This window comes from Kitasatospora sp. NPDC059722, from assembly GCF_042733235.1.
GTDB lineage: Bacteria > Actinomycetota > Actinomycetes > Streptomycetales > Streptomycetaceae > Kitasatospora.
Genome location: NZ_JBHWGD010000007.1, coordinates 1 through 26,349, shown reverse-complemented (window position 1 = coordinate 26,349; position 26,349 = coordinate 1). Strand labels below are relative to the sequence as shown.

The following is a 26,349-nucleotide window of genomic DNA, read 5'->3' as shown; positions in this document are numbered from 1 at the left end:
GATCCCTTTCGCAAGGCCTGATTCGTGCTGCCCGAAATCAATGTCAATCAATATGAAGTGAGGTATTCCATGGGCTCGTTGAGGAACTCCGGCTTCCGGGGAAGGAGGACCGGACTCAGGCTGTTGTGCCGCACCGTGCTGCCGATAACGCTGCTGGCATCCCTGCTCTCCGCCTCCCCGGTGTCGGCGGACGAGACACCACCCGCGCCGCCGACCCCTCAGCTCACCGACCGCGGCCGGGTCCTGCAGGCCTGGAAGGACGGCGGAGCGAGCGTCAAGGCCGCCGCCGAGATCGCCCTGACCGGGACCGGCGACCAGGTCCGCCTCTTCCTCGGCACCCCGCAGAACCCCCAGGACGGCGAACTCGCCAAGGCGGAGGCCAAGGACAACCGCGCCGCCGCCCTGCAGATGGTCACCGTCGGCGGCCCCCGGCTGCGGGCGGCCGCCGAGGCCGCGCTCGCCGGTACCGACCAGCAGGTCGCCGCGTTCGTCACCACCGGCTGGAAGACGCCGCTGGAGCAGGACCAGCGCGTCATGGTGTCCCAGATCGCCGAGAGCGGTGGCCCCCACACGCGGGCCGAGGCCCTGGCAGTCCTGGACAAGCCCATCGCCGACGTCCAGACCTTCCTCGACCAGACCCGCTACTCGCTGGGCGACAGCGACGACCGCATCAAGGTCTCCCAGCTCGCCGAGAGCGGCGGGGACGCGACCAAGCAGGCCGCCCGGATCGCCCTGGAAGGCAGCGCGGAGGAGATTCGCGCCTTCCTGGAGACCGGCCAGAACATCGCCGCCGCCCGCGACCAGGAACACGCGAGCATCGACCAGCTCGTCCAGCAGGCCCAGACGGCCGGCGACGAGGCCGCGCGCAGGAAGGACGCCGCCAAGGAGGCCTCCGACCGGGCCGTCGAGGCGGCCCGGCTCGCCAAGCAGGCCACCGCCGACGCCACCGCCGAAACCCTCGCGGCGAAGAACGACGCCCAGCGCGCCACCGCGGCGGCCAACCGTGCCGCCGAGGCCACCCTGCGCGCCTCGGACGCCGCCCGTGCCTCGATCGCGGCCGCTCAGGCCGCGGTGCGGGCCGCCGCCGTCGCCTCCACCGCCGCTGCCCGTGCCGCCGCCGCGGCAGCCGGAGCGGCCCAGGCCACCACCCGCGCGCTCGCCGCCGCGGCGCAGGGCAAGGTCGACGAGGATGCCGCCGCCTCCGCCGCGCAGGCCGCCGTGCTGACCGGCTACATGGTCAAGGCCGCGGACAAGGCCTCCAGTGCGGCCTTCGACACCGCGATCGCCGTGGACCGGGCCAACGCCGCCACCCTCGATGTCGACGCGACCGCCGACAATGCCGACCTGGCCGGCGGCTACGCCGACCAGGCCGGAGCGTCCTCCGCGAAGGCCCGTCAGGCCGCCGCCCAGGCACGCCGCAACTCCGGCGAGGCCTCCCGCTCGGCCAAGGCCGCCGCCGCGCTCGCCAGGGCCGCCGGGCAGTACGCCGCGGAGGCCCGGGACGCCGCCGCCTCGGCTGCCGACCGCGCCACCAAGGCCGCCGCCTCCGCCCGCAACGCCTCCGCCAACGCGGGCAACGCCACCAACGCCGCCCAGCAGTCCGCCGCCCACGCCGAAAGCGCCCGCCAGGCCGCCGCCGACGCCGGCGCCGCCGTGGACAAGGCCCGCCAGGTCCACCAGCAGGCCCAGGCCGCCGAGGCCGAGGAACGCAACTCCCGCAAGGCCAACGGCATCGTCCAGGCCCAGAACATGAAGGCCGCCTACGACGCCAGCCAGCGCGAGGCCGACGACGCCAAGACCCAGGCCCTGCGCCTGGACCAGGAGTCCGTCCAGCTCGCCGCCCAGGCGGCGCAGCCCGGCACCGACCCCGCCACCCTCGCGGCCGCCGGCCGCAAGATGGCGCTCGCCGCCCTCAAGGTCCGCGGCCCCTGGGCCAAGGCCGCAGCCGAGTACGCGCTGACGGGCAGTGACGAGGCCGTCGGCGACTACGTCCGCACCGGCTGGAAGGCCTCCAGCGAGCAGGACGAACGCGCCACTGTCCTCAGCGTGGCCAACAGCAGCCAGTACGACGCGGTCCGCACCGCCGCCACCGCCGCCCTTGCCGGCGACGGCACCCAGGTCCACGCCTTCCTGCAGACCGGCCGCTACACCGCCGCCCTCAGCGACTACCGGATCAGGGTCTCCCAGCTCATCGAGACCGGCGGCCCCCGCGTCCAGGCGGCCGCGAAGGCCGCCCTGGAGACCAACACCCCCGACTCCCTCCTGACCTTCCTCAACCGTGACCAGTACACGGCCAAGGCCAGCGACGACCGCGTCACCGCCTCACAGCTGATCGAGACCGGCGGTGACGAGGTCAAGATCGGCGCCCAGGTCGCCCTCGAAGGCCCCTACCCCGTCCTCGCCGACTTCCTGACCACCGGCCAGTACCAGGCCCAGCAGCAGGACCAGCTCACCGCCGCCCACACCGCCTCCATCGACAACGCCATCAACGGCGCCCAGCAGGTCGCCGCCCTCGCCCAGCAGAACGCCGCCCAGGCAGCCCAGGCCGCCGCCATCGCCGCAGGCGCCGCCAACGACGCCAACAACGCCGCCGCCCAGGCCAACGCCGCCGCCTCCCAGGCCGCCGGCTACGCCCAGCAGGGCAAGGCCGCAGCCGACCGCGCGAACGGGTTCGCGGGCAAGGCCGCCGAGTACGCGAGCACCGCCCGCGCCGCCCAGGCCCGGGCCGGCCAGGCAGCGGCATCCGCCCAGAGCTCGGCCGCCTACGCCCAGGGCAGCGCCGCGGCCGCACGCGCCTCCGCCGACACCGCCTACGCCGCGGTCACCGCCGCCCGCCAGTCCGCCGAGAACGCGGGCTGGAGCGCCGACAAGTCCCGCGTTATCGCCAGCAAGGCCCAGGACGACGCGATCGCGCAGCAGCTGACGCAGCAGGCCATCGACCTGATACTGGCGCAGGCGGAAGAGGAATGGCTGAAGTCGACCATCCGGGCCGCCACCAAGCCGAGCGAGTCGAGCTGGTACGACACGTTCTCCTCGATCGGCCACGGCGTCCTCGACCTGGCGAGCTTCTTCCCGGTCGTCGGCACGCCCGCCGCCGCGATCAACTGCGCCTGGTACGGCGGCGAGTACTTCGCCGACTACGCCAGCGGCGAGGACGTCGGGCTCTCCTGCCTGAGCATCATCCCCTTCGCCCGCCTGTTCCGCGCCGGGGCCAAGTACGTCAAGGGCGGGGATGACCTCATCAAGTGGGGCACCAAGCTCCAGGAGTCCAGCGGCGCCATCAGCAAGTGGGTCAGCAACCAGGTCGACAAGCTGCCCGCAGTCCGACGGCTTCTTGACGACGCTCCGTCCTGCCCCACCCGTCCCACCGGCCTCCCCAACAGCTTTCCTGCCGGCACCCGCGTCCTCATGGGCGACAAGACCACCCAGCCCATCGAACAGATACACAGCGGGGACACCGTCACCGCCACCGACCCCGTAACCGGAACCACCGGGCCGCGGACCGTCGACGACACGATCTACACCCCCGACGACACCAACTTCACCGAACTCACCGTCGCCACCACCGACGGCACGAAGTCCACCGTCACCTCCACCGACCACCACCCCTACTGGGTCCAGAACACGGGCCAGTGGACCGACGCCGCCGAGGTCCGCCCCGGGGACAGCCTGCGCACCGACACCGGCGCCACAGCCCAGGTCGCCTCCATCCGGCACTGGACCGGTCTCGAACCCGCCTACAACCTCACCGTCCACGACCTGCACACGTACTACGTACTTGCAGGCGACACCCCACTCCTCGTCCACAACTGGACCCCCTGCTTCACCCCTCAGGACATCTTCGATCGACTCCCCACGTGGGTCAAGGATGCGAAAATCGACCAGAAGACGTGGGGGCAGGCCTTCAGGATGGGCAGCGACGGGATTTTCATCCGAGAGCTCTTCGGGCCCAAGATGGTCAGCGGCAACCTTCCGGAAATGACGAAAGAAATCGAAAAATTTCTCCTTGGGAAATTCGGCATACCCAGCATGGTGCATACGCACGTTGAGACGATACTCGCATGGATGATCCGGAAATCCATTCAAGAGGCGGGGGGGAATCCCGGAAACCTTGGGATCCATGTCGTGATCAACAATCTCAAGGGGATGTGCGGCAACGGCGCGCCGGCGTGGACCGTAAACTGCTTCAGGGCCGTTCAGGAGATTCTCCCGGTTGGTCAGACTCTCACTGTATGGGTCAATGAAGGTGGTAAAATGCTTGGCATTCCCATCGAGGGCTTGGCGATACTGTAGAAGGCGGCGGAGTGATCCTGACCATCCACGTTGACGGCGAGAGCCACCACCCGAAGACTCGACAGGAAGAGGATCGCCTTATCGGCAGGGTGTTGGCGGATCTGAAGTATGGGGACAATGCCTGGTTCGCACTGGATTTTAATCGCACCGACGAGGAATCATTCCCTGATAGTGCACTCGTCGTGTCGGTGAACACATCGACTGGATTCGGTGGGGTCATCTGGCTCGCGAGTCGGAATTATCCCAGGAAAGGTGGAGTCTATGACTCTATCTGGGTATCCGATAATCCCGTGCCACCGGCAGTCGATCCGAATGTACTCTCAGATCCGCACACTCCTATTGTCATGGATCCAGCCAGCACCTTTCCCGTTGCTGAACTGCGAAAAGTCATTGAGGGATTCTGTCGGGATAAAACGGGGGAAAGGCCGGGCTGTATCAGCTGGGTCGTAGGGAATATCGGTGGCGAGCGCACGGAAAAGGAGCATGGCGCAGGCCTCGACGGCCAGGCCGCTGCCAGCGCGCAAGCCGTGCTGGACGCCCTGACGGCGTACGTCGAGTCCGGAGACCACTCCGCCAGCTAGAACCGCCCGTACCGCCGTGGCGAGGCTTCAGTCTGCTGATGCCTCGCCACGTGTACTTCATGGCCTTGGAATTCCTTGGCCCGGTTTCACCATGGCTCGCGGCCGCACCTCCCGCTGCCGTTGGCCAACGATCCGCTCGGACAACAGATCGGGCCGGTTATCGAACGGGCGAGCCAACCAACCTAAGTAGCGACAGGCCAGATGTTGTGGCACGTGCGCTCACCCGCGGCGGCGCGGCGTTGGGCTGCGACCCCGATGGCGTCTACTGGACAGTCCGTCCGGCTACGCGTCGACGCCCCCCAAGCGGAGGTCGTGTCCCGGACGCGCGAGCACGTCGAGGACTTCGTTCGATACACGGCGGACCCGGATCCACGGTTACGGCAGGCCGTCATCCCGGCTCTGGGGATATTCCTCGATGACGGCTACCGGGTGATCGCGCTGTCGCCCGTGCTGCTGGCGGTCGCGAGCGGCTGCTCGCCGTGATCGGCATGGCTCACCTCCCTGGCCACGGACCAAGCGCTCGATGCCGACGTCCGGCTCGCCGCCCTGGACCACCGGGCCGCTTGCGCGCCGGAGTCGATCGACGCCGGCCTCGTCCCGACGGCGACCGCCCTACTCCAGCGGCCCGCCCCCGTATCGGAGCCCAAGCCCGGGCCCGAAGGGCGACGCCCGGCCGGCGGACCGTGGGCACCCCGCCGCCGCGGCCGAAACCCTCGGCAAGCTCTCCGCCGCCATCGCCGCACCCGCACGCGCAGCCCCTCGTCGCGCTCGTCGCGCTCGTCGAAGCGCACCGCACTACCACGGCCCTGACGTCTGGGCTGCACCGCACCTGCTGCTGCGCCGGGCCCGCCAGCAGGCGGTCACGACGCTGGCCGGCCTCGGCGACGAGCGGGCCTTACCCGGGCCTGCTGACGGCGCTCGACACTGGCACCGACGACTGGCTCGCCGTGCGGGCCGCCAGCTACCTGCCGCAGGCCGCCGGGGAGTTGGTGCCGAGGCTGACCCGGCGCCTGCCGACGCCGAATTCTCCTGGCCCTGGGGATCCGCCACCGCGCTGATGGCCTCCCTCAACCGGCTCGCCGACCCGGCAGGCGTACCCACGCTCACCACGGCCCTGACCACCGCCGTCGAGCAGCAGCAGTGGCGCACCGCCGCCGTGGCCCTCCACACACTGGCCTCCATCGGCAGCGTCGCCGCACCTGCGCTGGAGACGGTCCGGCCGCTCGCCGGCGCAGAGGACCCGGACCTGCGCCTCGCAGCTGCGAAGGCCCTGTGGGACATCGAGGGCGATCCCGCCGATGCCGTGCCGCGGCTGACCACCCTGCTCGGCACCGATAGGCCAGCCCGCAGGCCTGGACCGATCTGGAAGCGGAGATCGGCACCGGCCTCCCCGAGGACTACAAGGAGGTCCTCGACGCCTACCTGCCGATGCAGATCAAGGGGCACCGGTACCTCTCGTACCCGGCCACCGAGCGCTGGAACCCCAGGAAGGAGATCCGCGAGACCTCCCGAGTCTGGGCCGACCCTTGACTGGGACCGGGAGCACTGGCTGGAACCGGAAAAGAACATCCGCGCCGCCCTCTGCCTGCAGGAGGTCAGGCTCGGGACGAAGGATGGCCTGATCCCCGTCACCGGCACCGACCGCGGCGAATACGTCATCCTGGCGCCACTGCCCGATGGCACAGGGCAGCGGATCTGTGCGGTGGAGCACGACGGATCCTGGTACGAGTACCGGATGGGCTTCGCCGAATGGCTCTACCGCTACCTGGCCGGCGAAGATATGGTCGGCCCGAACAGCTCCGCCTTCTGCCCCGGCTCGGTGTTGCTCGAACTGCTCCCGATCTCACCCGATAGCCGCCCCACGCCGATGTACGGTCCGAAGCGCGGCATGTGACCAACGCCGTGGCCATAAAGGGTGCCCCTCGCTCGCCCTGGTTCAGCGCAACGACGCTTGCGACGACCGCCGGCGAACACCCCGGCACGGTCATGGCAGCATCTGTTCCGGGAGCCCGAATTTCGTCCTGGCATGTGGTCACCCCGGCAGATCGACCCGTGTCCGGACCCGCACGACCCGGTCATCGATCGTCAGCACGTCGCCGCGGAGCCGAAACCGGGCGGCCGCAGATCCACCCTGGCTGCCGCGAGGAGACAACGCTGGAGCGGCCGGCGCGGGGTCTTGATCGTCGGACCGTCAGCGGCAGATCCAGAAGCCGTCCCGGACCGCATGGGCCGAGCATCCTGGAGGGGCAGCGACCCCGCGACGGGTTGTTGCTGGTGGCGTCACGTACGCGGATCTTGACCTGTCCCACTTACAACCGGACGGGCGTCGGCGGCGTGACGGGCGGGGTTCACGACCGGTAGGCCGGCCGGGCCTGACCAGTTCGTCCTGGGGGCGCTCTGCCGCATCGCTCCAGGGGACGCCACCGCCGCGGATGTGGGGAGCGCGGCCGGTAGTGGGGGGAACTGCGTGATGTCGTGGCGGTTCCCACCGTTCGGCGTGACGGCGGGAGCCGGCGGTGAACCGGCCGGGGGTGGTGCGCCGTATCCCTCGGCGAGGACCTCCCCGTGGGCGGTAGCGGACCCGGGGCGGGTGCCGGTTGCCGTCCGTGGTGTGCGCCTCGCGTCGGATTCCTCGCGGCCGTCCCCCGGTTCCGTCCCAGTTCAGGAGAGCCCCCGTCATGCCCAAGCACCGGCTCAGCCGTCGTCGTCGGATCGCCGCAGCCGCCACCGCGATCGCGGCCGGTGGCGTCCTGATCGTCGCGCAGAACGGCGCCCCGGCCGCCACCGTCGATCCGATCGGCCTCAACGCCGCCTACGCGTACCTGGGTTGGGGTGACGCCCAGGACCCGGTCGACGTGATGAAGGCGACCGGGCTCAAGCAGTTCACCCTCGCCTTCCTGCTCGCCGGCGAGGGCTGCGATCCGAAGTGGGACGGGCAGCGCCCGCTGAACGGCGGCCAGGACGAGGCGAAGATCAGGGCGATCCGCGCGGCGGGCGGCGACGTCGTGGCCTCCTTCGGCGGCTGGGACGGCACCAAGCTCGGCGAGAAGTGCGCGGACTCCGCCCAACTCGCCGCCGCCTACCAGAAGGTGATCGACGCCTACCAGCTCAAGGCGATCGACATCGACATCGAGGACACCGAGCTGAGCCACGCCGACGCCCGCCAGCGGGTGGTGGACGCGCTCGGCGCGGTCAAGGCGAAGAACCCCGGCCTGCGGGTCTTCGTCACCTTCAGTGCCGAGCTGAACGGCCCCGACGCCTCCGGCGCCGACCTGATCGCGCGGGCCGCCAAGGCCGGTGTGCAGGTGGACGGTTGGGTGGTGATGCCGTTCGACTTCGACAACCACCCGGGCACGATGGTCGACGCGACCGTCTCCGCTGTCACCGGGCTCCAGCAGACCCTCGTCCGCGCGTACGGCTACGACCAGGACACCGCGTGGCGGCACTCCGGCCTGTCGTCCATCAACGGGCACTCCGACAGCCCGGACGAGGTCGTCAGCCCGGCGGACTTCCGTGCCATGCGGGACTTCGCCGCCTCCCACCACCTCGCCCGCTTCACCTACTGGGCCGTCAACCGGGACCGGCCCTGCGCCGGCGCGTTCACCAAGGACGCCGCCTCGGTCTGCGGCGGGATCCAGCAGGAGCCGTACGAGTTCACGAAGATCGTGGCCGGCTACCACGCCGATTCGGCGCCGTCCGAGCCGACCGGCGGCGGCTCGCACTGCCCCGGCTCGAAGCCCTCGACCGGGCTCACCGCCTCCGCCGAGCTGGCGGACGATGGTGAGTCGCCGGTGCCCGGTGTGAGCCCGATGCCGGGGACCCGCCTGACGGCTCGCCGCGCAGAGACGGCCAAACCGACGGAGGGCGGCGGCGAGGCGGGAACGAAGGAGGCCCGGCGCGCCGCGGCGACCGCCTCCACCGAGCCGACGGACGACGGCGACCCGTCCGGCAGCCCGACGGCGGACCGGCCGAAGCACGGGACGTCCAGGCCCACCAGCCCGGCCGCGTCCCCCTCGAAGCAGCACGTTTCGCCGACGGCAGCGCCCACCGCGGACTGCACCCCGGAGGCGGGCCCGGTGACCGGTCCGACGGCCGGCCCGACTGCTCAGCCGACGATGACGGCCACGCCGAGCGCCCCGTCAACCGCCCCCGCAACGGGCTCCACCCTGCCGTCCGAAGATCCGACGCGCGGTCAGTCGACGCCCACCGGTACCACCACCGCCGCCACCACCACGCCCGTCGTCGCCGCCCCGGCGGCCACAGCCGAGGGAGACACCCGCAACGGCCAGCCCCTGGCGTCCACCGGCGGAGGTGACGCGACGAGCATGCTCGTCGAGGGCGCGGGAGCCCTGCTGGTGCTCGGCGGAGGCTTCGGCATGGTCGGTACGCGCCGCCGCAGGGAGGCCGAGCAGGCCCGGTAGAAGCCCGCGGCCCCGAGCGGTCGGCCGCACCGGCACACCCGGACGGCCGGCAGCATCCGTGCACGCCCGCGGCTCACCCACCCCGTCAGCAGGGATCGGCCGGCCAGCCGAGGGCGCGGAAGACGGCGACGGGGTCGAGGTAGTCGCGCCAGTGCGTCACCTGGCGGTCCTTGACGGTGATCACCGAGACGAAGTGGTTGTCGTACGGGCGCCCGGAGCGCACGGCGCGCCCGTGCACGGCGTACTCCAGGACGACCACGGAGCCGTCCGGGTCCCGGTGGACGGCCAGTTCGTCCGCGCCGGTCAGGACCATCGCGTCGCCGTAGCCGCGGTACAGGTCGGCGACCGCCCGGCGGCCCTGGACGCGGCGCGGGTAGCCCGGGACGGAGACCACGTACTCGACGACGACGTCCTCGGCCAGGAGGTCGAAGAAGTGATCGCCGTCGACCAGGCCCGCGAGGCCTTCCCGGACGATCCGGAAGAACGGGTCCAGTGCCGCGAAGTCCTCAAGGTCGTCGATGGACATGGTCACGCACCCGCCCGTGCGGCCCAGGCGTGGGCGTTGCGCCGCGCGAACTCCCGGAAGGAGGTCGGCTTCCGGCCGGTGACCTGCTCGATGTCCTCGTTGGGCGTGGACCCGTTGCCGGCGATGATGCTGCCGGTCAGCCAGCGGAGCATCACGGCGTAGTCGGCGGGGACGACTCCGGCGGCGACGGCGCCGCCGATCCAGGCCTCGGGGTCGAGGTCGTGGTGTGTGACGGGCTGTCCGGTCACGGCGGTGATGATGTCGGCGACTTCGCCGATCGTGAGGGCCTGCGGTCCGGTGGGCGCGTACCGGGCGCCGGCATGGACGTCGGGGGCGAGCAGCGTCTCGGCCGCGACATCGGCGATGTCGGCCGCGTCGACGAAGGCCTCGGCGCCGCTGCCGGTGGGGACCGTGATCGCCCCGTCGGCGACGGGTAGATGGGTGTCGGTGAAGTTCTGCATCACCCAGGCGGGGCGCAGGATGGCGTGGGTGATGCCGGTGCGGGCGGCGAGGTCGGTTTCGACGGCCTTGATGTCGATCTGCGGTGGGGCGTCGTCGGCGCCGTAGGTGCTCAGGTAGGTGACGTGGCGCACGCCGGCGGCTTCGGCGAGGTTGAGGAAGGCCGCGACCTGGTAGGCGTACGTCGCCCGCATGACGGGCGTGACGAGGTAGAGGCTGTCGACGCCGCGTAGGGCGTCGGCGTGGGTGGCCGGGCGGTCCCAGTCGAACGGCACGTCGGCGTCGTGGCGGGCGGCGGTGCGGGCGTCCCGCCCCCGCTCGGCGAGCCGCTTCGCGAGGAGCGAGCCGGTGCGGCCGGTTCCGCCGAGAACGAGCGTGGTCTGCGGTGATCCAGTCATGGATCCATCGTGAGAGCGAGCCGGTGAGCGGATCAATGTGTGAATCGCTCGTTCTTTTACGTCAAACGCTCCGATCGTTGCCCTCGGCGATCGCTCTGCCGATACTGATCGGGTGGACCTACTGCGTGATCACCTGGCGCGGGCACGCGCCGGCGGGGCGGTCTTCGCCCGGACGGTCGCCGAGCCCCCGTGGGGGCTGCGGCTGGCCGGCACGATCCAGCTGTCCGTGCACACCGTCGTCCGCGGTCGGGGATGGCTGTGGTTCGACGCCCACGACCCGGGGCGCGCGGTGGAACTCGTGCCCGGCGAGGTGACGCTCGTACGCGGCGGCACGGACCACTACATCGGCCACGAGCCCGGCACCGACTGCCTCGAACCGGACGAGTTCCGGGCCCGGCACGCCCACGACGGGGAGGCGGACACGCCCGGGTCGACCGTGTTCCTCTGCGGCGCCTACCGGTTCTCCGGCGACATCGGCAACGGGCTGCTGGAGGCACTTCCCCAGGTCCTGACGCTGCAAGCGGCCGTCGGCGATCCGCTGCGGGACGTGATCGCCCTGCTCTCCCACGAACTGGCCGGCTCCGAACCGGGGCAGGCCACCGTGCTCGACCGGCTCCTCGACGTCCTCCTGGTGCTCGCCATCCGCAGCGACTTCCGCCGTAGCCCGACCGCGCCCCGCTGGTACCGGGCCTCCGCCGACCCCCGCCTGGGCGCCGCCCTCCAGGCCATGCACGAGGACGCCGCCCACCCCTGGTCCGTCCCCGAACTCGCCGCGATCAGCGGCCTGTCCCGGGCCGCCTTCGCCCGCACCTTCCACGACGCGCTGGGCCAGACCCCCATGCAGTACCTGACCGACTGGCGCATGGCCCTGGCACGCGACCACCTGCGCACGGGCGAACTCGGCCTGGCGAGCATCGCCCGCAGCGTCGGCTACGGCTCGCCCTACGCCTTCGCAGCCGCCTTCCGCCGCCACCACGGCGAACCACCCGGCGCCTGGCGACAACGGGAGACGACGCGCGACAGGGAACTCCAGCCGAGCGGCGCCCACATCCACTGAGCCGGTCGTTCGACGTGCTCGGCGCCCCCTGCTCCGGGGGCTCGATTACCCAGGTTGGAGCCTGCGAAGGTCGAACTGCATGCAGGCCACCCGCTGGGCCCCGCGACTCGGGCTCAACCATCGAGGAGTCGGCTCCGCCACGAGCCCTCCACGCCCCAGGGGCTGTCGGACATCAAGAGCTCGGGGCGCAGCACGGTCCGGCGATCGAATTCGGCGTCAAGACGTGCGACCAGTCGACCGAGATCGACTCTGGCGCCCACGGGAAGCCACACCAGCACCGCTTGCAGGAGGTCGCGCGCGAGTATCGGGTTGCACTCGTCGCAGCCCGTCTCGGGCTCTGGCAGGACACGTCCGGACTGGCTCAGATACCGCCGGCATTCAGCGAGAGCACCGGCCACGGCGCCGGTCCACAGCCGCTCGTGCTCCAACCGTCGGATGGCGGCACGGGTCAGCCCGGACACGCCGCGGATACGGCGAACCGGCGCATCTCGTTCTGGCTGCCACTGCGAAGCGCGCAGCCCCTTCGGCCGCCTACGCGGCATTGCTCCTTCGGATCAGCACGGCGACATCCTTGCATGCGCGGTCCGCGACGCCCAGGGCAGGGCCTGAGGTGCTCTCGCTTCTCCGACAGCAGATCACCGGCGTCCAGCAGCTCCAGCTTTCACCTGTCACCCACAACCGAGCCTCCGCCGCGTCACCAACTGGCGGTCCGCCACACACCCCCGGGTGGAGAATCCCGGTTGCCGGCGCCGGTCACGCAGTGGTCTGATGCCGCGGTGGCAGGTACGAGCATCACCCTGTGTCTCCCGGCGGAGGCGGCCGAGCGGGTCGAGGAGGCAGTCGCCGAGGCGATGGAGCCCTTCTACCTCGATGCCCCGGGCCGGGAGGAGAACCGCATCTGGGACTCCTGGCGGATCGTCGGCCGCGCGTTCAACGTGCTGCCCGGCCATGAGACGGATCCTCGGCTGGTAGCTCCTCACCCCAGCCGCTGGGGAGGTTACGTCGAGTCGCCGGTCAACGATGCGGGCTGGTGCGCCGGCGGGCCGCGCGAGTTGCTGGACTTCGGGGCCTCCACCGAGGAGGCCCGGCAACTGGCGGACGCGGTCTGGCTGCACTGGCACCGGTCGGCGGCCGAGTTGCCCGCCGCCCAGCCCTATGACGTCTACTACGGCCGCCATGTGACCGAGGGCTGCGCCTACTCCCGCGAACGGGCCGCGGCGGACTACTGGTCCCAGCCCCTGCTGCGAGCCTTCGAAGAACACCGGGCCGGGCTCTCCACCGCGCGGTACTCCTCGAACTTCCTCTTCCTCCCCGACCCGGTCGTCCAGGTCGGACAGAAACCCCGGGAGCGGTTCGTCGAAGGGCGGGCGGCCGGGGCCCTGCCCCGACGCAACGTGCTCTCGCTGGGCGGCTGGTGGTACGAGGACGGCGGACCGGTCGCGCACGGTGCCTGCCGCCACCGGGATGACTGTCCGCACCGGCCCGAGCTGCCGGACGGTCAGCAGCACATCGACCGCTACCTCGTCGACCTCCCGGGCGACACCCTCCTGGTCGGCCTGCACTGCCACGTGTGAGTCATCGCGTGGGATCGCCGCGAGTGCACGGGCCCTGCTGCGGCAAGGATGCTGTCGACATCGCCGCGTCCCGCCCCGGCTTGCGGGCGGTCTCGGCCGGCAGGAAGGTGCCCTACTGCGAAACCATCACCCCTGGCAGGTCACCCGGAGCGCGGCCCCTGCGAGGTGGGCGTGGGTGGGCTGGCCGGAGCCGGTCCAGTCCTGGCCGCGGTTGTGGAGGCGGATGACCAGCGGGCCGCCCTGGGGACGGAAGGTGCCCGCGTCCACCCAACTGCCGTGCCGGCTGACCTGGTCGACGGTGAACGAGCCGAGGTCGGCACCGGACGCGCCGGCCACCGTGTAGTACGCGGGGGCACCGCCGACCTGCTGGACCGACGTCGAGTCCGGCACGTACACGGAGACGGCGCAGCCGGCCGCGCTCGCGCCGACGTCGAAGGTCCACAGCGCGTACGTGCTGTTGTCGTCCTTCGCGCGGTCGCCGGACATCGGCACCGCGTCGTACTGGCCGTTGCAGGAATCACCGGTGTAGCCGCCACTGTTGACGGTCACCCAGCCGTCCGTGCCCTGGTGGAACGCACCGACCTCCTGGTAGCGCGCGCCCGGGCCGGAGCAGCCGGGCCCGGCGACGGCCCGGAAGCCGGCGGGCTGCGGCGCGGGTGGCACAGGCGACGCGGGTGGTGCGGGCGGTGCCGCCGAGGTGGGCGCCGCCGGGGCGGGCGTGGCTGCGGCGGCCGACGGCGTGGCGGCGGCGCTGGACCGGGCGGGCACGGCCGTCGGCGACGGCAGGTGCGTGTCGGTGGCGGACGGCGTGGCCGACGGGCTCTCCACCGTTGTGGCGGACGGGCTGGGTGACGGCGCCGGGTCCGGCGAGGCGGCCGGATCCGTGGGGGAGGACGTCGGCGGGTGCGCCCGGCCGTGTGTGCCGAAGGGCGAACTGCCGGTCGGCGCGGCGGCCGCGGCCGGGTCCCCGGCGGTGGCGCCGGGCTTGAGGAAGGGGGCGGCGATCAGGAGGACGACGCCGGTGGCCATCGATGCCGCCATCGCCACCCGGCGCGGATCCCAGCGCGAACGGTCGCCGAGGCGGCGCAGGTTCAGCGGCAGGCACGCGGCGACGACGTCGACGGCGGTGCGAAGCCGCTCGGCGGCCGTGGGCCGGGGCGGGACCGGTTCCTCGGCGATCCAGGGGAGTTGCACGCCGGGGGGCTTCGGGCGGCCGGTCCCGTTCCCGCTCACCGGAGGCCCCCGTCGACGTCCGCAGCGGCCTCCAGGACCTGCCGGACCCCGGTGCGGGCCGGCCCCGATGGAACCCGGGCCGGGTCGTCGGCCGCGGCGGGTCCTGCCACCCCGACCGGCGTCGGCGGCGAGGGCACGGGCGGGGGCGGCGGGACGCACACCGCGAGGAGTCCCGTCACGACGAGCCCGAGAGCCGCCGCGCAGCAGACCAGGGCCGGTTGCCTCGGTGTCGCCGTAGTGGTCACGTTTCTCTCCCCGGATGACGGTGTCCGCCAGGTTGCACGGCCCGCCGGGCCCGATCGGTTCACCGCCGTCGACCCCGGGTGATACCTGGAAGCGGCCGGGAGGATGTTCGGTGCCCTGGCAGGGCCTCACTCGCCAGGGGTGACCGGCTCGGGGTCGGCGTCGAGCGCGTCGAGCACTGCGTCGCCGTTCGCCCTCGCCCACTCGGTCAGCACGTGGATCGGGTCGATCAGCGTCGCCCCGAGCGGGGTGAGCTCGTATTCGACGCGGGGTGGCACCTCGGCGTAGGCGTGGCGGCGGACGAGTCCGTGCGCCTCGAGCCGGCGGAGCGTCTGGGTGAGCACCTTGCGGGAGATGCCGCCGATCAGCTTGATGAGCTGGCCGTGGCGGACCGGGCCCTTGCTGAGGCCGTAGAGCACGACCACGGTCCACTTGTCGGCGATGAGCTCGACCGCCAGACGCGCCGGACAGTCGGAGAGAAAGGGATCGCCGGGACCGAAACCGCTCATGGCGCCAAAGGTACCTGCCGGTTCCTATCGGAAACCTAGCCTGGATTCCCTCCCCCCTACAAAGCCAGGAGAGTCATGCGAGCAATCACCCAGCAGACGCTCGGCGGTCCTGAGGTGCTCACCATCGTGGACGTGCCCGAGCCCCGCCCCCTCCCGACCGAGGTTCTCGTCCGCGTCAAGGCGATCGGGCTGAACCCGCTGGAGGCGCGCCTGCGCGCCGGCGAGTTCCCGCTGCTCGGCCGGCCGCCGTTCGTCCTCGGCTGGGACATCAGCGGCGTGGTCGAGGAGGCGCCGCAGACGTGGCGGTTCAGGCCCGGCGACGAGGTGTTCGGGATGCCGTTGTTCCCACGGGCGGCGAGCGCGTACGCCGAGGTGGTGTCGGCGCCGGCGTTGCACCTGGCACGCAAGCCGGCGTCGCTCTCGCACGTCGAGGCGGCGGCGCTGCCGGTCGTCGGGCTGACGGCGTGGCAGGGCCTCGTCGACCTGGGCGGCGTGACGGAGGGGGACCGCGTCCTGGTGCACGGCGGCGGTGGCGGGGTCGGCCACGTCGCGGTCCAGATCGCGAAAGCGCTCGGCGCGCACGTGATCGCGACCGCCGGCGGGAGCAAGCGGAAGTTCGTCGAGGGGTTGGGCGCCGACGAGGTGATCGACTACACGGCGGTCGACTTCACTCGGGCGGTCCGCGACATCGACGTCGTGTTCGACACGATCGGCGGCGACACCGTCGAGCGGTCGCTCGCAGTGCTCCGCCCGGGCGGTCACCTGGTGACGGCGGTCGCCGAGGCCGATGCGGAGCTCGCCGCCAGGTACGAGGCGGCCGGCCTGCGCTTCAGCGGCATCGCGGTCGACCCCGATCCGGTCGGCCTGCGAGGTCTCGTCGAACTCGTCGAACAGGGCAGGCTCCGGGTGCACGTGCAGGAGACGTTCCCGTTCGAGCGCGTCGTCGACGCGCACCGGCTGCTGGACGCAGGTCACCTCCAGGGCAAGCTCGTGCTCACCGTCTGATCCCGTCGTGGGGCCTCGCGTGAGCGAGGCTCCCCTGATGAGTGGCTGGCGACCCCCGCGTGTCCCAGGTGAGCTTGGACAGATTGGCGCCAGGGCCCAGCCGGAAGGCCCACAGCCCCGCCCGGCCACCTCCCCGGGAGCCCGAGGGGCAGACCCTACGACGGCCCGCACTGCGCCAGCTGCGCCCGCACCCGCTCCACCTGCTTGGTCATCCGCCCCTGCTCGGTGGCGAGTTCGAGCGCCCGCTCCCAGTGCAGGCGGGCCTCGGCCGTGCGTCCGCGGTCGTACAGCACCTGGCCCATGACATCGGCGAAGTCGAACTCCGCGTGGGCGTGGTTGCCCTGGGCCCGGCCGAGTTCCAGCGCCCGGTGGATCTGTGCCACCGCCTCGTCGGGGCGGCCGAGTTCGCGAAGCACCTGGGCGTGGGTCTTGGTCGAGATCACCAGGTACGGGTCCGCCTCCCGGCCCGCGAGCAGGGCCAGCGACTCCTCGATCGGGGCGAGGGCGTCGGCCGCCCGCCCGGCCAGCCGGAGGGCGTCGGCGAGGTTGTTGAGGGCCTGGGACAGCGACCGGTCGTCACCCGCGGCCCGGGCCTCGGCGACCGTCTCCGCGAATCCGTCCAGGACGTCCCCGGGCCCGCCGTGGTCGCTCATGAAGCTGGTCCGCATGCTGAGGTAGCGGTGCCGGAGCACCGGGCGGCTCTCCGGGTCCGCGACGGCCACCGCCCGCGCGGACTGCTCCAGGGCCTCCCGGCGCCGGCCCAGCCAGCCCAGCGACATGCTGTGGTTGGAGTACAGGTGCGGCCAGGCCCCGGCGGTGCCGGCGGCCTCGGCGGCGGTGAGCGCGAGCCGGGCGGCCTCCTCCCAGGCGCGGAACAGGCCCGCGTCGAGGTAGAGGTAGCCGGCGTTCTCGACCATCCGGCAGGCGTGTTCGTGCCGGCCCCACTGGCACGCGAGCGCGATCAGGCCCCGGACGGCCGGCTCCTCGGCCCGGAACCACGCCAGCGCGTCCGCGGAAGTGGCGAACTCCGGTGTTCCGCCCGATGGTTGCTCGTCCGGTCGGTGGTGCCGGGCGTCCGGCCGGGCCAGGACCAGGCCGGCCGCCGTCGCGGCGAGGTAGTGGTCGAACAGCCGCGCCAGCGCAGCGTCGCGGGTCGCGGGCGGCAACTCCTCGGCCGCCTGCCGTGCGTACAGCCGCACGAGGTCGTGACGCTCGAACCGGCCCGGCACCACCTCCACCACCAGGTGCGCCAGGTGCAGCAGCTCCAGCGCTCCGGCCGCCGCCCGCGGGCCGGTGCCGGCCAGCGCGGCCGCCGCCGTGGTGTCGACCTGCTGCCCCGGGTGCACCCCGAGCAGCCGGAACAGCTCCGCCGCCGGCGCGGGCAGCGTCCGGACCGTCAGCTCCAGCGCCGCCGCGACGCTCAACGCGCCCTGGGTGGCGAGCGCGGCCAGCCGGGAGCGCTCGTCCGCGAGCTCCCCGGCCAGCGTCCCGACCCGCCAGTGCGGCCGGGTCGCCAGCCGCGAACCCGCGATCCGCAGCGCCAACGGCAGGCCCTCGCACAGCTCGACCACCCGCTGCGCCGCCTCGCGCTCCGCCGCCAGCCGGGGCAGGCCCGCGACCCCGGCGAGGACGCCGAACCCGTCGTCGGCGTCCAGCGACGCGAGCGGAAGGGCGTGGGCGCCCTCGCCCACGACGAGTTCGGTGAGCCGGTGCCGGCTCGTCACCACGACGGCGCAGCCGGGCTCGCCCGGGAGCAGCGGGCGCACCTGTTCGGCGTCCCGGGCGTTCTCCAGGAGGATCAGCACCCGGCGGCCGGCCAGCAGACGTCGGTACGCGGCGCCGGCCTCCTCCTCGGTGGCGGGGATCGCGCCCTCGTCGGCGCCGAGAGCGCGCAGCAGTTCCGCCAGGGCCTCCTCGGGGCGCAGTGGCTCGGTCTCGTCGAAGCCGCGCAGGTTGACGGCGACACGCCCGTCGGGGAAGGCGGCGGTGTGCCGGTGGGCCCAGCGCAGGACGAGTGCCGTCTTGCCGACCCCGGCTGGGCCGGTGACGAGCATCGGCGGGTGGGGTCCGCCGTCGCCCCCGAAGTGCTCGCTCAGCCGGGCGAGTTCGGCCTCGCGGCCGACGAACCGGCCGGGCTCGCGCGGCAAGCGGACAATGGTGGGGGCGCACACCTCGGAAGGGAGGGACCGCACCTGCGCCAGTGCCTCGCGCAGCGCCGGGCCGGGGTCGATGCCAGCCTCCTCGGCGAGTCGGCGCCGGGCCTCCCCGTACACGGCGACGGCCTCGGCGGACCGTCCCTCCTGGTGGAGGCAGAGCACGGCGAGGCGGATGAGCGACTCGCGCAGCGGGTGCCCGGTCAGGGCGGCGGTCAGCTCGGCCGTCACCGACCGTCCCCGGCCGGCCCGCAGCGACCGCTCGGCGAGCTCCTCCAGTGCCTCGACCCGCAGTGTCTCCAACCGTCCGACGGCGAGCCCACGGACCGCCTCCGAGCCGCAGCCGGCCAGCGCGGGCCCGCGCCAGAGCGCGAGCGCCTCGCGCAGCAGCGGCACGGCCACCGCGTCCCCGGCGGCGTCAGGGGCGTGCGCGCGGGCCTCGTCGAGGAGTCGGGCGAGCCGGTGGGCGTCGATCAGGTCCGGGTCGGTGTGCAGGACGTAGCCGGGAGCGCGGGTGTCGAGCCGGAGGCCGTCGGGGAGGAGCGTGCGCAGCCGGGCGACGTGCCCCTGGAGGGCGGCTCGCGCGGTGGACGGCGGGTCGTGGTCCCACGCGAGGTCGAGCAGCCGCTCGACCGGAACGACCCGGTTCGCCTCCAGGGCGAGCGCCGTCAGTACGGCCCGCCGCCGGCCCCCGCCGACATGGACGGGCTCGCCCTCGGCGGTCCGCAGTTCCACGGGCCCCAGCAGGAGAATCCGCACGCCACACCTGTGCTCTCAGTCCGTTCACGGCCCTCGGCCTGCACCTTACTCATCGCTCCGGAACGGAACGAAGCAGGGAGCCGTGGCAGCCGTTCCCAGGGAATGCGGACGCCACGAGTGGCGCGGCGCTCCGTCAGGACCGGGACGAACGCCCGGGCTGTGGCGTCGCGCAGTTCGGCGTAGGCACTTGCGAGAGGGCGTCCACGGTGGCCGGGGCGGCCCAGGGGGGAGAGATCTTGAGCCTGGCCGCCACCCGTCGCACCGCCTCCTTGTCCTCGGGCGAGGACCAGGTCACGGCCGCCCCGTCCGCTCGGGCGGGCCGAGTGCGTCGTCGGAGGGCCAGGGTCGGCCGTGGGGTTCGGGGGCCGTGTCACCGGCGTCGTGGCGTGGGCGCTTCGGTGCGCGCAGCGGTGTCGGGGAGGTGAGGGTCACGACGGCGAACTCGCCCGTGGCCCCTGACGCTTCGTGGCAGTCCAGTTCGAGCAGGCCCGCGTCGGCCAGGTCCTGGAGGGCCGTGCGCAGGAGGCCGGGTTCGACGCGCAGGGCCACGGCCGCGGCCGTCACCGGGAACGTCGCCGTCCGGGCGAGGTGCTGCCGCGGATCGGCGATGAGGTCGACCAGCAGCCCGGCCACGATTCGCCCGTTCGGGAGCTCCCTGGCCCGCCGTGCCCAGTCGGCCGCCCAGTCCTCAACCGCCACCGTCTGCACCGGCTCACGTCCCTTCGGATCCGTCCGACACCCGGCCCCCGGTATCCGGCATTCTCCGGCCGCCCGGAGCGGATCGCCCGCCGGTACCGGGCCGCGTGCGCGTCTCGCCCGATTTTTGACCGAGAAGAAGGACTTGAGTGGCCCGTACATGACGCTAACGGCTGTGCCGCTTGCCGGGCGGGTGCCTCAGCCGTCGCCCCTGACCGCGGTGAGGCACTGGTCGTAGAGGTCGGTCAGGTCGAGCCGGCCTTCGTGTTCGGCCCAGAGCTCGCTCGCCGTGTCGACGCAGGCGAAGACCGTCGCGACGATCGCCTTGGCGCGCGGGTCGGGCCCCTGGCCGGGGGCGGTGCCCAGGCGCGCCTGGACGATCGGGACGAGCTGGGCCTGCCAGTTCAGCCGCTTCTCGATGTAACGGGCGCGCAGGGACGGGGTGTTGAAGATCAGACGGGACAGTTCGAGCACTCGCTCGGGGGTGTGGTTGGCGGTGAGGACGGTCTCGAACCCGGCTCGCAGGGCGTCCCAGGCGGACACGGTGGCGGGCTGTTGCTCGACGGTCCGCTTCAGGAGCTCGCCGAGCGCGTCCTGGTCGCCGCAGACCAGGTCCTCCTTGGTGCCGAAGTAGCGGAACAGGGAGCGCTGCGAGACGCCCGCCTCGCGGGCGATCTGCGCGATCGTCGTCTGCTCGTAGCCCTGTTCGGCGAACAGCCGGACCGCCGTGTCGAGGATCTCCTGGACGGCGGCCTGCCGCGATCGGTCCCACAAGGTCGTCATGGGAACCCAGACTACCCCGCCTCTGGACAGTAGCTGCCTTTCTGGCATTAACTGCCAGCCAGGCAGTTACTGCACGCAAGGGAGTTGTCATGACAGCCGTCGACTACCACGGCCAGACCACGCTGATCACCGGCGCCAGCGCCGGTCTCGGTGCCGAATTCGCCCGCCAGCTCGCCGCCCGCGGCTCCGACCTGGTGCTGGTCGCCCGCCGCAGGGACCGCCTGGAGGCCCTGGCCGGCGAACTGCGCGACCGCCACCGCGTCCGGGTCCACGTCCTGGCGGTGGACCTGGCCGAGGCAGACCCCGGGCAGAGGCTGGTACGGCAGGTGGACCGGCTCGGCCTGCACGTCACCAGCGTGATCAACAACGCCGGATTCGGCACCTTCGGCCTCTTCCACGAGGCCGACCCGGCCCGAATGCGGCAGGAAATCGCCGTCGACGTGACCGCGGTGGCCGACATCAGCCGCGCCTTCATCGAACGGTTGCGGACGGCGGGCCGAGGGGTCCTGGTCAATGTGGCGAGCATGGCCGCCTACCAGCCCAACCCGCGGATGGCGCTCTACGGCGCGACCAAGGCGTTCGTGCTGAGCCTCACGGAGGCGCTCTGGGAGGAGTCGCGCGGCACCGGGCTGCGGGTGCTGGCGCTGTCCCCGGGCGCGACCCGCACCGAGTTCTTCGAGGTCGTCGGCACGGACCGGGCCGCCGGCGGCACGAGGCTCGCCGCACCCGCCGACGTGGTCCGCGCCGCCCTCGCCGCCCTGGACCGGCGGAACCCGCCGCCGAGCGTCATCGCCGGGCGCATGAACCGCGTCATGGCCTCCCTCGCCCGGCTGGCTCCCCGCCGGCAGGTCATCAGGGCCGTCGGCCGCATGACGGCCGCAGGGGCGTAGCGCGGAGGCGCGGCGAGGCGCGGGGAGTCCGTCGTCGAGGGGCGACCTGACAGCGGACCGGGTCGCGGGCCCATCGTCGGGCCCGTCCCCATGGGTGGGACCCCGGAGGACATCCGGCTGAAGCCGCGCGACCGTCGGACCGGCCAGGGGCTCCGGCCTGGTCCGCGGTCGGGGTCGGCGGGATTTGCTGAACCGGCAACAACGCTGGCTGCGGTCGCGGCACGGACGACAGGATCGGTTCGGACTGCGGCGCCGGTTCGGTGCCCGCGGATCGACGACCTCGGAGGATTCATGCCGCGACAGGCACCGGAACTCACACACCGTCTGGTCTCCGCTCCGGCGGGCCGGATCCACCTGGTGGAACAGGGTGACGGGCCGCTGGTGCTGCTCGTGCACGGCTTCCCGGAGTCCTGGTACTCCTGGCGTCACCAACTGCCGGCCTTGGCCGCAGCCGGATACCGGGCGGTCGCGATCGACGTCCGAGGGTACGGTCGCTCGTCCAGGCCCGAGGCTTCGACCGCGTACCGGATGCTCGACCTGGTCGAGGACAACGCGGCGGTGGTGGAAGCCCTGGGCGAGCGGTCCGCGGTGATCGTCGGGCACGACTGGGGCGCCACCATCGCGGCGAACTCGGCCCTGGTGCGGCCGGACCTCTTCCGGGCGGTGGGGCTGCTCAGCGTGCCCTACGTCCCGCGCGGCGGCCCTCGGCCGAGTGAGGTCTTCGGGCGGCTGGGCGGGGACGAGGAGTTCTACGTCTCCTACTTCCAGCAGCCGGGCCGGGCCGAGGCCGAGATCGAGCCCGACGTGCGCGGCTGGCTCGCCGGGTTCTACGCGGCACTGTCCGCCGACACCATGCCCGCACCCCACGCGCCGGACCCGCACTTCGTCGCGAAAGGCGGGACGCTGCGCGACCGATTCCCGACGGGCCCGCTGCCTGCGTGGCTCGACGAGGCCGATCTCGACGTCTACGCAGGGGAGTTCGAGCGGACCGGCCTGACCGGCGCACTGAACCGCTACCGGAACATGGACCGGGACTGGGAGGACCTGGCCGCCTTCGACGGCGCCCCGATCACCCAGCCGTCCCTGTTCGTCGGCGGCGGCCTGGACGCCTCCACCACGTGGCTGGCCGATGCGATCGAGGCGTTCCCCGCCACCCTGCCCGGCCTGGTCGCCTCACACGTGCTCGACGGCTGCGGCCATTGGATCCAGCAGGAACGACCCGCCGAGATCAACCGAATCCTGACCGCCTGGCTCGCCGCCCTGCCTGACAGCGTCGCCCAGGGGATGATCCACTAGCGAGTGCCGAGAGGGGCCCGGCCCTGGTCGATATTCAATCTCGAAGACCGCGGCCGGGAGGCGGCAGCCGGGACTCTCTGGAATCCTGGCCGAGAAGCGTGGGCCGGGCACACAGCGAGGAGCCGCAATGTCCGGAGAGTTCGAGGCCGCCGTCGAGCGGTCCTGACCCTGCTGCCGTCCGGGACCGGTTTCCGGACCTGCCGATGCCCCAGCCGTTCGGCCTGACGACGAGGCGTCGGCCCACCGGCGCCTCGCCGCCGTGAACGGCGCGATCGCACCACAGGCCGCACTGCCGTTCCACCACCTGAGGAGTCCGTGATGGACCTGCGTCTCTCGGGCAAGGTCGCCGTCGTCACCGGTGCCAGCAAGGGAATCGGCCTCGCCGTGACGCAGGCACTCGCCGCCGAGGGCGTGAACGTGGTCGCGGTGGCGCGCGGCATCACCGGTCCGCTGACGGACCTCGCCCCGCGGGTGCATCCGGTGTCCGCCGATCTCACCACCGCGGACGGCCCCGCGTCCGTGGTCGAAGAAGCGGTCTCCCGGTTCGGTGGACTGGACATCCTCGTCAACAACGTCGGCGCCGTACACCCCCGCCTGGCCGGGTTCGCGTCCGTCACCGACGACGACTGGATCCAGGCGCTGACGGTCAACTTCCTCGCCGCCGTCCGCACCACCCGAGCCGCCCTGCCCCACCTGATCGACCGCGGCAACGCCTCGATCGTGACGGTGAGTTCGATCAATGCGTTCCTGCCCGATCCGATGGTCATCGACTACTGCGCGGCCAAGGCGGCGCTCACCAACTTCTGCAAGGCCCTCTCCAAGGAGGTCGGTCCGCGCGGGGTGCGCGTCAACACGGTCAGCCCCGGGCCGGTGTCCACGTCGCTGTGGCTCGGCGACGACGGCGTCGCGGCGACGGTCGCGAAAGCGTCCGGTGGAAGCCCGGAGGACATCGCCCGGAGTGCCGCCGCGCAATCCGCGACCGGCCGCTTCAGCCTCCCGCGGGAGGTCGCAGAGCTCGTCCTGCTGCTGGCCGGCGACCGGGCGGGCAACGTCACTGGGAGCGACTTCGTCATCGACGGCGGCCTCGTCCAGACGCTCTGAAACCCGGCCGGCCCGCGAGACCCGGCAGAGCCGCGGCGCCCCGGCCCGGAACGGACGCTCCGGCCCGGTACGGACGCTCCGGCCCGGAGACGGACCGCGTTGACTTGGGTCCAGGCAGTTCAGTGCTCGATTCCCGTCAGTGCGGCGGTCGCCCGCCACAGGGCCCTGGCCGTGGTTCCGTCCAGGCCGGCCCTGCCGGGCTTGCGCACGGTGGGGTGGCCCTTGATGCTGCCGAGGCCGTCCGGGCCGACGTAGGCGTTGCCGGGCACGTCCTGGGTCGCGGCGTACAGGGTGGGGAGGGCGCCGTGTTCGGGATCGTTGAGCAGGAACCCGAGGCGGTTGACGACGTTGGCCGAGGAGTGGGCGGCCAGGGTCGTCGTGGCGATGCCGGGGTGGGCGAGCACCGACTTCACCCGGCTGCCGGACGCGGTCAGTCGCCGCTGCAGTTCCAGCGAGAACAGCACGAGGGCGAGCTTGGAGTCCCGGTAGGCGTTCATCGGGTGGTACCGGCGCGAGCGCCAGTCGAAGTCGTCCACGTTGAGCCTGGACTGCCGGTGCAGTTGGCTGGTCACGCTGACGACGCGGTCGGTCAGGTGCGGCAGGAGCAGGTTGGTCAGGACGAACGGGCCGGTGTAGTTCGTCGCGGTCTGCACGTCGAGACCGTCGGCGGTCCGCGCCGCCGGGACGTCCATGACACCGGCGTTGTTGACGAGGATGTCCAGGTCGCCGGTCCACGCCTGGGCGAAGCTCCGCACCGATCCCAGGTCGGCGACGTCCAGGTGCCGGACCTCGAACTCGCCGGGCATCCCGGCAACCGCCCGGCGGCCCTTGTCCGGGCTGCGCACCCCCAGCACGACGTGCGCGCCGACGCGCCCGAACTCGCGGGCCGCGATCAACCCGATGCCGCTGCCTGCCCCGGTGACGAGCACGGTCCTTCCGGTCAGGTCCGGCAGGTCGGCAGCCGTCCACTTGCTCATGAGCCCTCTCCCGTCTCGGTCGTCGCGGTGCCGGTCACCGTGGGTCCGCTCGTGGCGGAACGCCGTCGGATCGTTCACCTCCTCCAGTGGACGGCAGCCGGCAGCACGGATGAAGGACCGGCTCAGCCACTGATCGGCAGTCAGTGGCTGAGCGGGCGCGCGGCTGCCAGGATGGGCGTACGGCAGCTCTCGACCGACGCCGGGGGAGCGCTCGACCCTGGGAGTGCCTGGTGGAGCAGACGGTGGACCGCACCTCGTTGGGTGCCTTCCTGCGGGTCCGGCGGGAGGCCTTGCAACCCGAGGACGTGGGACTGCGCCGCGGACCGCGCCGGCGCACCCGCGGGCTGCGCCGGGAAGAAGTGGCCGAACTGTGCGACATGTCCTGCGACTACTACGCCCGCCTGGAACGCGGCAGCGGGCCGCAGCCGTCCCAGCAGATGGCGGCGGCCATCGCCCGCGGCCTGCGTCTCACCCCCGAGGAACGCGATCACCTGTTCCTGCTGTGCGGACACGGCGCCCCGCAGCGGCAGCTGCGCGGCGAGCACGTCGGCCCAGGACTGATGCGCGTCCTGGACCGGCTGCAGGACACCCCGGCCCAGATCATGGGCCCCCTCGGCGAGACCCTGCTGCAGACGCCCCCCGCCGTGGCCCTGCTCGGGGAGCAGACCCACTACACCGGAGCCGCCCGAAGCGCCCCCTACCGCTGGTTCACCGATCCGACCGCCCGCGAGCGCTACCTCCCCGACGACCACGAGCTCAACAGCCGAGTGAACGTCGCACTCCTGCGGGCCGCGGCCACCCGGGAGGGACCCCGGTCGCCCGCCGCCCGCCTCGTGGCGAGCCTGGTGCGCGAGAGCGGGGAGTTCGCGGCGCTGTGGGACCGCCAGGAGGTCGGCCTGAGGTGGAGCGACGCCAAACGCTTCGTCCACCCGAGTGTCGGGCGCCTCGACCTGTACTGCCAGACCCTTCAGGACCCGGACCAGTCCCAGTCCCTGCTCGTCTTCACCGCGACACCCGGCAGCGACAGCCACGAGAAACTGGCGCTGCTCAACGTCCTCGGCACCGACAGCTTCCCGGCCGGCTGAACAAGGCCACCTTCACGCGCGGGCCCTCGGCAGCTTGCTCGACCGCTCGCCGGCTACGTGCTGGTCTACTACGCGGTCCGCGAGGTGAAGGAGATCTTCTCCAGCGAGCACTGAGCGGCACCGTGGCCATCGTTTGCCCAAGCACTGTGCGTCAAGATTAGGTAAAGGTGGTCGGCGCGCAGCTCCACAGGGTCTACGCTTTACGAGGTTTGAACAGGCACCTCGTTCGGTGAGGCGTCTTCACGGACACAGGCCACTGACCCGACGACGTCGAGAGACGCCCAGGTTCAGGACAGATCTTCCCGACCTA

22 protein-coding genes are annotated in these 26,349 nt (G+C 72.4%); 12 read left to right on the top strand and 10 right to left on the bottom strand.

Going from position 1 to position 26,349, the window contains the following annotated elements; translation table 11 throughout:
* Positions 1–135 precede the first annotated feature (135 nt).
* The 5 genes from ACFV4F_RS06165 to ACFV4F_RS06145 all read left to right on the top strand — a co-directional run bounded on the left by ACFV4F_RS06165 (position 136) and on the right by ACFV4F_RS06145 (position 9,295).
* Positions 136–4,293: a polymorphic toxin-type HINT domain-containing protein gene (locus ACFV4F_RS06165; protein ID WP_380500603.1), complete on the top strand. Its 4,158-nt coding sequence runs from the start codon at positions 136–138 to the stop codon at positions 4,291–4,293.
* A gap of 11 nt (positions 4,294–4,304) precedes the next feature.
* A complete protein-coding gene (locus tag ACFV4F_RS06160) occupies positions 4,305–4,874 on the top strand; it encodes an Imm1 family immunity protein (protein ID WP_380438827.1) in 570 nt (189 codons plus the stop codon).
* Between the two features lie 255 nt (positions 4,875–5,129).
* Complete coding sequence (locus ACFV4F_RS06155) at positions 5,130–5,357, top strand: hypothetical protein (protein ID WP_380500602.1); 228 nt, start codon at positions 5,130–5,132, stop codon at positions 5,355–5,357.
* Positions 5,358–5,931: 574 nt separating this feature from the next.
* A complete protein-coding gene (locus tag ACFV4F_RS06150) occupies positions 5,932–6,768 on the top strand; it encodes a HEAT repeat domain-containing protein (protein ID WP_380500601.1) in 837 nt (278 codons plus the stop codon).
* A gap of 784 nt (positions 6,769–7,552) precedes the next feature.
* Positions 7,553–9,295 carry a hypothetical protein gene (locus ACFV4F_RS06145; RefSeq protein WP_380500600.1) on the top strand — a complete coding sequence of 581 codons (1,743 nt, stop codon included), beginning with the start codon at positions 7,553–7,555 and terminating at the stop codon, positions 9,293–9,295.
* An 85-nt stretch (positions 9,296–9,380) separates the two neighbouring features.
* On the opposite strand, the gene ACFV4F_RS06140 is transcribed toward ACFV4F_RS06145, so the two are convergent.
* Complete coding sequence (locus ACFV4F_RS06140) at positions 9,381–9,821, bottom strand: nuclear transport factor 2 family protein (protein WP_380500599.1); 441 nt, start codon at positions 9,819–9,821, stop codon at positions 9,381–9,383.
* Between the two features lie 2 nt (positions 9,822–9,823).
* A complete protein-coding gene (locus ACFV4F_RS06135; protein WP_380500598.1) occupies positions 9,824–10,678 on the bottom strand; it encodes an NmrA family NAD(P)-binding protein in 855 nt (284 codons plus the stop codon).
* A gap of 112 nt (positions 10,679–10,790) precedes the next feature.
* On the opposite strand from ACFV4F_RS06135, the gene ACFV4F_RS06130 reads away from it, so the two are divergent.
* Complete coding sequence (locus tag ACFV4F_RS06130) at positions 10,791–11,735, top strand: cupin domain-containing protein (RefSeq protein WP_380500597.1); 945 nt, start codon at positions 10,791–10,793, stop codon at positions 11,733–11,735.
* Between the two features lie 113 nt (positions 11,736–11,848).
* Here ACFV4F_RS06130 and ACFV4F_RS06125 read toward each other — a convergent pair whose 3' ends face one another.
* Complete coding sequence (locus ACFV4F_RS06125) at positions 11,849–12,196, bottom strand: hypothetical protein (RefSeq protein WP_380438843.1); 348 nt, start codon at positions 12,194–12,196, stop codon at positions 11,849–11,851.
* Between the two features lie 315 nt (positions 12,197–12,511).
* On the opposite strand from ACFV4F_RS06125, the gene ACFV4F_RS06120 reads away from it, so the two are divergent.
* Entirely contained in the window at positions 12,512–13,309 is a 798-nt protein-coding gene (locus tag ACFV4F_RS06120; RefSeq protein ID WP_380500596.1) for a hypothetical protein, read from the top strand.
* A 126-nt stretch (positions 13,310–13,435) separates the two neighbouring features.
* Here the strand turns inward: ACFV4F_RS06120 and ACFV4F_RS06115 are convergent, their stop codons facing one another.
* Positions 13,436–14,542 carry a hypothetical protein gene (locus tag ACFV4F_RS06115; RefSeq protein ID WP_380500595.1) on the bottom strand — a complete coding sequence of 369 codons (1,107 nt, stop codon included), beginning with the start codon at positions 14,540–14,542 and terminating at the stop codon, positions 13,436–13,438.
* Positions 14,543–14,913: 371 nt separating this feature from the next.
* The gene (locus ACFV4F_RS06110; RefSeq protein ID WP_380500594.1) at positions 14,914–15,294 is read right to left on the bottom strand and encodes a winged helix-turn-helix transcriptional regulator; all 381 of its coding nucleotides are present in this window, start codon (positions 15,292–15,294) and stop codon (positions 14,914–14,916) included.
* A gap of 75 nt (positions 15,295–15,369) precedes the next feature.
* On the opposite strand from ACFV4F_RS06110, the gene ACFV4F_RS06105 reads away from it, so the two are divergent.
* Positions 15,370–16,299 (top strand): NADP-dependent oxidoreductase, encoded by a 930-nt coding sequence (locus tag ACFV4F_RS06105; protein ID WP_380500593.1) that lies wholly within the window; start codon positions 15,370–15,372, stop codon positions 16,297–16,299.
* Between the two features lie 155 nt (positions 16,300–16,454).
* Here the strand turns inward: ACFV4F_RS06105 and ACFV4F_RS06100 are convergent, their stop codons facing one another.
* The 4 genes from ACFV4F_RS06100 to ACFV4F_RS06085 all read right to left on the bottom strand — a co-directional run bounded on the left by ACFV4F_RS06100 (position 16,455) and on the right by ACFV4F_RS06085 (position 20,690).
* Positions 16,455–19,211, bottom strand: a complete 2,757-nt coding sequence (locus tag ACFV4F_RS06100) for a BTAD domain-containing putative transcriptional regulator (RefSeq protein ID WP_380500592.1) — start codon at positions 19,209–19,211, stop codon at positions 16,455–16,457.
* The gene (locus ACFV4F_RS06095) at positions 19,121–19,585 is read right to left on the bottom strand and encodes a three-helix bundle dimerization domain-containing protein (RefSeq protein ID WP_380500591.1); all 465 of its coding nucleotides are present in this window, start codon (positions 19,583–19,585) and stop codon (positions 19,121–19,123) included. The genes ACFV4F_RS06100 and ACFV4F_RS06095 overlap by 91 nt, the downstream gene beginning before the upstream one ends.
* Positions 19,503–19,919, bottom strand: a complete 417-nt coding sequence (locus ACFV4F_RS06090; protein ID WP_380500590.1) for a hypothetical protein — start codon at positions 19,917–19,919, stop codon at positions 19,503–19,505. The genes ACFV4F_RS06095 and ACFV4F_RS06090 overlap by 83 nt, the downstream gene beginning before the upstream one ends.
* Before the next feature lie 186 nt (positions 19,920–20,105).
* Complete coding sequence (locus tag ACFV4F_RS06085) at positions 20,106–20,690, bottom strand: TetR/AcrR family transcriptional regulator (protein ID WP_380438857.1); 585 nt, start codon at positions 20,688–20,690, stop codon at positions 20,106–20,108.
* A gap of 89 nt (positions 20,691–20,779) precedes the next feature.
* Between ACFV4F_RS06085 and ACFV4F_RS06080 the strand changes: the two genes are divergently transcribed.
* The 3 genes from ACFV4F_RS06080 (at position 20,780) to ACFV4F_RS06070 (ending at position 23,977) form a co-directional block, all read left to right on the top strand.
* On the top strand, positions 20,780–21,580 hold the full coding sequence (locus ACFV4F_RS06080; protein ID WP_380500589.1) for an SDR family NAD(P)-dependent oxidoreductase: 801 nt from the start codon (positions 20,780–20,782) through the stop codon (positions 21,578–21,580).
* A 291-nt stretch (positions 21,581–21,871) separates the two neighbouring features.
* The gene (locus tag ACFV4F_RS06075; protein WP_380500588.1) at positions 21,872–22,876 is read left to right on the top strand and encodes an alpha/beta fold hydrolase; all 1,005 of its coding nucleotides are present in this window, start codon (positions 21,872–21,874) and stop codon (positions 22,874–22,876) included.
* Between the two features lie 318 nt (positions 22,877–23,194).
* Entirely contained in the window at positions 23,195–23,977 is a 783-nt protein-coding gene (locus ACFV4F_RS06070; RefSeq protein ID WP_380500587.1) for an oxidoreductase, read from the top strand.
* 119 nt (positions 23,978–24,096) lie between these two features.
* Here ACFV4F_RS06070 and ACFV4F_RS06065 read toward each other — a convergent pair whose 3' ends face one another.
* The gene (locus ACFV4F_RS06065; RefSeq protein WP_380500586.1) at positions 24,097–24,954 is read right to left on the bottom strand and encodes an SDR family NAD(P)-dependent oxidoreductase; all 858 of its coding nucleotides are present in this window, start codon (positions 24,952–24,954) and stop codon (positions 24,097–24,099) included.
* A gap of 230 nt (positions 24,955–25,184) precedes the next feature.
* On the opposite strand from ACFV4F_RS06065, the gene ACFV4F_RS06060 reads away from it, so the two are divergent.
* Complete coding sequence (locus tag ACFV4F_RS06060) at positions 25,185–26,039, top strand: helix-turn-helix transcriptional regulator (RefSeq protein ID WP_380438867.1); 855 nt, start codon at positions 25,185–25,187, stop codon at positions 26,037–26,039.
* Positions 26,040–26,349 lie beyond the last annotated feature (310 nt).

Excerpts from the sequence above, each read along its gene's own strand:
- ACFV4F_RS06145 (WP_380500600.1), top strand. The coding sequence starts at position 7,553 with ATGCCCAAGCACCGGCTCAGCCGTCGTCGTCGGATCGCCGCAGCCGCC.
- ACFV4F_RS06080 (WP_380500589.1), top strand. The coding sequence starts at position 20,780 with ATGACAGCCGTCGACTACCACGGCCAGACCACGCTGATCACCGGCGCC.
- ACFV4F_RS06075 (WP_380500588.1), top strand. The coding sequence starts at position 21,872 with ATGCCGCGACAGGCACCGGAACTCACACACCGTCTGGTCTCCGCTCCG.
- ACFV4F_RS06105 (WP_380500593.1), top strand. The coding sequence starts at position 15,370 with ATGCGAGCAATCACCCAGCAGACGCTCGGCGGTCCTGAGGTGCTCACC.
- ACFV4F_RS06135 (WP_380500598.1), bottom strand. The coding sequence starts at position 10,678 with ATGACTGGATCACCGCAGACCACGCTCGTTCTCGGCGGAACCGGCCGC.
- ACFV4F_RS06070 (WP_380500587.1), top strand. The coding sequence starts at position 23,195 with ATGGACCTGCGTCTCTCGGGCAAGGTCGCCGTCGTCACCGGTGCCAGC.
- ACFV4F_RS06140 (WP_380500599.1), bottom strand. The coding sequence starts at position 9,821 with ATGTCCATCGACGACCTTGAGGACTTCGCGGCACTGGACCCGTTCTTC.
- ACFV4F_RS06155 (WP_380500602.1), top strand. The coding sequence starts at position 5,130 with ATGGCGTCTACTGGACAGTCCGTCCGGCTACGCGTCGACGCCCCCCAA.
- ACFV4F_RS06150 (WP_380500601.1), top strand. The coding sequence starts at position 5,932 with ATGGCCTCCCTCAACCGGCTCGCCGACCCGGCAGGCGTACCCACGCTC.
- ACFV4F_RS06085 (WP_380438857.1), bottom strand. The coding sequence starts at position 20,690 with ATGACGACCTTGTGGGACCGATCGCGGCAGGCCGCCGTCCAGGAGATC.
- ACFV4F_RS06110 (WP_380500594.1), bottom strand. The coding sequence starts at position 15,294 with ATGAGCGGTTTCGGTCCCGGCGATCCCTTTCTCTCCGACTGTCCGGCG.
- ACFV4F_RS06065 (WP_380500586.1), bottom strand. The coding sequence starts at position 24,954 with ATGAGCAAGTGGACGGCTGCCGACCTGCCGGACCTGACCGGAAGGACC.